This window comes from Pseudomonas sp. SED1 (assembly GCF_034044025.1).
GTDB lineage: Bacteria > Pseudomonadota > Gammaproteobacteria > Pseudomonadales > Pseudomonadaceae > Aquipseudomonas.
In genome coordinates this window covers 1-4,065 of sequence record NZ_JAXCIS010000206.1, presented here as the reverse complement: position 1 = coordinate 4,065, position 4,065 = coordinate 1, and the positions used below count along the sequence as shown (strand labels likewise).

Here is a 4,065-nt window from a genome sequence, read left to right as displayed (position 1 = left end):
GTTGTGTAGTGGTTTCAGATCGCCCGAATCACATGCTTGATCTCCTGAAACGCCTGCAACCCCCACGGCCCCAGTTCCCGGCCAATACTGCTCTGCTTGTAACCACCCCACGCCGTTTGCGGGAAGATCACCTGCGGCGCATTGATCCACACCAAGCCCACCTGCAGCGCATTGGCCACCCGCTCAGCCGCTTCCAGGTTGCTGCTCAGCACACTGGCGACCAGGCCAAACTCGCTGTCATTGGCCAGCGCCACCGCCTCGGCCTCATTGGCAAAACTTCGCACACATAGCACCGGGCCGAAGATTTCTTCGTTCCACAACGCGCTGTCCAGCGGCACCTCGGTGAAGAGCGTCGGGCGAATGAAATAACCGTGAGGCAAATCCGCCGGGCGCCCGCCGCCACACAGCAACTTCGCGCCGGCTTGCACGCCACGCTCGATATGCCCCAGCACCCGCTCGTACTGCGCACGGTTGACCAGCGCACCCATTTCCACGTCTTCGGCAAACGGGTCTGCCACGCGAATATTCTCGGCCTTGGCCTGTAAGCGAGTCAGAAACTCGTCCGCCAATTCGTCGGCGACCAACACCCGGCTGGTGGCGGAGCACATTTGCCCGGCGTTGAAGAAACCACCGCCGCAGGCCAGTTCCACGGCCAGGTCGAGGTCGGCATCCGCCAGCACCAGCAACGACGATTTTCCACCCAGTTCCAGGCTCACGCCCTTGACCGTTTCGGCAGCGCGCTGCATCACTTGCACGCCCACGGCATTGCTGCCGGTGAAGGAGATTTTCGCGATCCGCGGGTCAGCCGCCATTGGCGCGCCCACTGCCAGGCCAGTGCCGCAGATCAGATTGAACACACCGGCAGGCAGCCCTACCGAGGCGATGATCCTGGCCAGTTCCAGCTCCGCCAACGGTGTGACTTCCGAAGGCTTGAGCACCACGCAGCAACCGGCCGCCAGCGCCGGGGCGAGTTTCCAGGCGGTGGTCACCATCGGGAAATTCCACGGCACGATCAGGCCCACCACGCCGCAGGGTTCACGGCGTACGCGGGCGCTGAAATCCTCAGTGGGCAGTGCCACCGGACGATCTTGGGTGGCGTCCATTTCGTCGGCCACACCGGCGTAATACTCAAACGTGGCGATCACGTCGTCCACGTCAATGCCTGCCTCAAACAGCGGCTTGCCGTTGTTGCTCGATTGCAGGTGCATCAGGTGATCACGCTGGGCGCTTACGCCCTCGGCGATCTTGCGCAAAAGGGCGGCGCGGTCGCGGCCGGTGCTTTTTGACCAGTTCGGGAATGCGGCGCTGGCGGCACTGACGGCCTCACTCACGGCGCCTGCATCACCCACGTTTACGTGAGCCAACGTGGCCTCGGTCGCCGGGTTGATCACGTCCAACACGTCATGGCCCGCACGCCACACGCCATTGATATACAGCCCGTTCAAGACCGCGCTCATACCGCCACCGCCTTCATCCAAAGTCCCTGGTCGATTTCAATCAGCGTCGGCCCCTGGCGATCCGTGGCGGCGCGCAATGCGCTACGCAGTTCTTCAACACCGTGCACGGCCTGGGCAGCGCAGCCCAGTGCCTTGGCCACGCCGATAAAATCCGGGGTGTAAATGTCCACGCCCACCGGCTCGATGGCGCGGTTGACCATGTATTTCTTGATCTCCTCATAGCCCTGGTTATTCCACAGCAGCACGATCACCGGCGTGCGCGCTTCCACGGCGCTGGCCAGTTCCGGCAGGGTGAATTGCAGGCCGCCGTCGCCGATCAGGCACACCACCGGTGCGCCGTTGCCGCGCCCCAGCCACGCACCGATGGCCGCCGGCAAGGCGTAGCCGAGGGTGCCGTAGCCGGTGGAGGAGTTGAACCAGCGACGCGGGTGGTCGAGGTTCAGGGTCAGGTTGCCGGTGTACACCGGTTGGGTGGAGTCGCCTACCAGTACGGCGTCGGGCAACTCATTCAATACCGTGTTGAGGAACAGGGTTTGCGCGCGTGTGGCGGCGTCCCAGGTGGGTTCCAGTTCGCTCCACAGGCGGGCGACGCGATGTGCGCCCCAGTTGCTGTCGCGGGCGGCCAAAGGCTTGTTGCCCAGTTCGGCAAGCAAGGCTCGAGCAGCGATTTGCGCGTCAGCCACCAGCGCGACGTGCGGTGGGTAGTTACGTACGGTCTGGTCGGAATCAATGTCGATACGCAGCAGGGCACCGGGAATTTCGAAGCCGCCGGCGAAGGTCACGTCGTAGTCGGTTTCTGCCAGCTCAGTGCCGATCGCCAGTACTACGTCTGCCTCGGCGACCAAGGCGCGGGTGGCGACCAGGGTTTGGGTCGAGCCGATCAGCAGCGGGTGGTTCGAGGCCAGCATGCCCTTGGCGTTGATGGTCAGTGCCACTGGCGCGCCGAGGGCTTCGGCCAGTTGCGTCAACTCGGGTGCTGCGTCGATGGCGCCGCCACCGGCGAGAATCAGCGGACGTTTTGCCGCCGCCAGCAACTGGCTCATCTGCTTGACCGCCGACGGCGCAGCACCGGCGCGGGAAACACTGATGGGCTCGCTGCCGAGCAATGCGTCGGCGTTTTCCACCAGCACATCCAGCGGGATTTCGATATGCACCGGGCGCGGTCGCCCGGCCTGGAACAGCGCAAATGCCCGGGCCAACACGCCTGGCAATTCGGCCGCCGACATCAAGGTATGGGAGAACGCCGCCACGCCCGCGATCATCGCGCCCTGGTTCGGCAGCTCGTGCAGCTTGCCGCGCCCGCCGCCCAACTGGCTGCGGGACTGCACGCTGGAAATCACCAGCATCGGGATCGAGTCGGCGTAGGCCTGGCCCATGGCGGTGGTGATATTGGTCATGCCGGGGCCAGTGATGATGAAGCACACGCCAGGCTTGCCGCTGGTGCGCGCGTAGCCGTCGGCCATGAAACCGGCGCCCTGTTCGTGGCGCGGGGTGACGTGGCGGATGCTCGAGCGCGCCAGGCCCCGGTAGAGTTCCACGGTGTGCACGCCGGGGATGCCGAACACCTGGTCCACGCCGTAGCCTTCCAGCAGGTTGACCAATACTTCGCCGCAGGTCGCCATTGTCGTCGCTCTTATTGTTGATAAAGGCCCGTATTGGAACGGCTGGCCCGTAGCGGCAACAATCGATAAAAAGTCATACTAGCCATGTCCTCACGTCATGGCTGCGCCCTTATGAAACGCCTTCCGCCGTTGCCGGCCTTGCACACCTTTTGGGTCACGGCCCAGTGCTGCAACTTCACCCGTGCCGCCGAGCAATTGCACATCACCCAGGGTGCGGTGAGCCGGCAGATTGCTGGGCTGGAAAGTCATCTGGGCTATGCGCTGTTCCAGCGCCAGGCTCGTGGCTTGAGCCTGACCGAAGAGGGCCGTGAATGGTCGCTGCGGGCGCAGCAGGTGTTCGGCCTGATCGGTGACGCGGTGGAGCAGATCGGCACCCGCCGCGAGACCTTGCAGCTCAAGGCTTCCACCTGCGTGATGCGCTGGCTGTTACCGCGCCTGATGCAGTGGCAGCAAGAGCGCCCGGACGTGCCGGTGGAACTGACCACCACCGTGGCCTACACCGTCGACTTTCGCCGCGAGCAGTTCGATGCCGCGGTGATCTACGCACCGATTGCCGAGCAGTCGGCCCAGGCCCGGCATTTGTTTGATGAGCGACTGACGCCAGTGTGCGCACCGGCCTTGCTCGGTGGTTTGCACACGCCCGCAGACTTGCAGCAACAGGTGCTGCTGCACCCTACGCGGGATGAACGGGATTGGTCATTGTGGTTGAAGGCGGCGAATACACGTTTGAGCAATCTTGCCCAGGGGCATCATTTTGAAACGCTGGATCTGGCGATGACAGTGGCGTCCCAAGGTTCGGGCGTGGCGATTGGCGACAGCGCGCTGATTGGCGAGGATCTCAAGGCGGGGCGGTTGGCGACACCGTTTGAACTGCGGGTGCCGACGGGGATGGGGTATTACCTGGTGTACCCGCCGGGGACGGAGCCCTCGGCAGGGCTGGAGCAGCTTATGGAATGGTTGGTGAACCAGGCGCAGCCGCCGTCACA

The 4,065-nt window shown here is 64.1% G+C and carries 3 protein-coding genes; 1 reads left to right on the top strand and 2 read right to left on the bottom strand.

Features of this window, described 5'->3' with window-relative positions; translation table 11 throughout:
• Window positions 1-14 precede the first annotated feature (14 nt).
• Together SNL23_RS26635 and SNL23_RS26630 are read right to left on the bottom strand one after the other, a co-directional pair.
• Window positions 15-1,457, bottom strand: coding sequence for an aldehyde dehydrogenase family protein (locus SNL23_RS26635; protein ID WP_318304150.1), 1,443 nt, complete (start codon window positions 1,455-1,457; stop codon window positions 15-17).
• Complete coding sequence (locus tag SNL23_RS26630; RefSeq protein ID WP_318304149.1) at window positions 1,454-3,079, bottom strand: 5-guanidino-2-oxopentanoate decarboxylase; 1,626 nt, start codon at window positions 3,077-3,079, stop codon at window positions 1,454-1,456. The genes SNL23_RS26635 and SNL23_RS26630 overlap by 4 nt, the downstream gene beginning before the upstream one ends.
• A gap of 111 nt (window positions 3,080-3,190) precedes the next feature.
• Between SNL23_RS26630 and SNL23_RS26625 the strand changes: the two genes are divergently transcribed.
• Window positions 3,191-4,065 (top strand): LysR substrate-binding domain-containing protein (locus SNL23_RS26625; RefSeq protein WP_318304148.1); only part of this gene is annotated, 875 nt, incomplete at its 3' end.

Bases quoted from the DNA above. Each gene is read 5' to 3' on its own strand.
- SNL23_RS26635 (WP_318304150.1), bottom strand. From the start codon at position 1,457: ATGAGCGCGGTCTTGAACGGGCTGTATATCAATGGCGTGTGGCGTGCG.
- SNL23_RS26630 (WP_318304149.1), bottom strand. From the start codon at position 3,079: ATGGCGACCTGCGGCGAAGTATTGGTCAACCTGCTGGAAGGCTACGGC.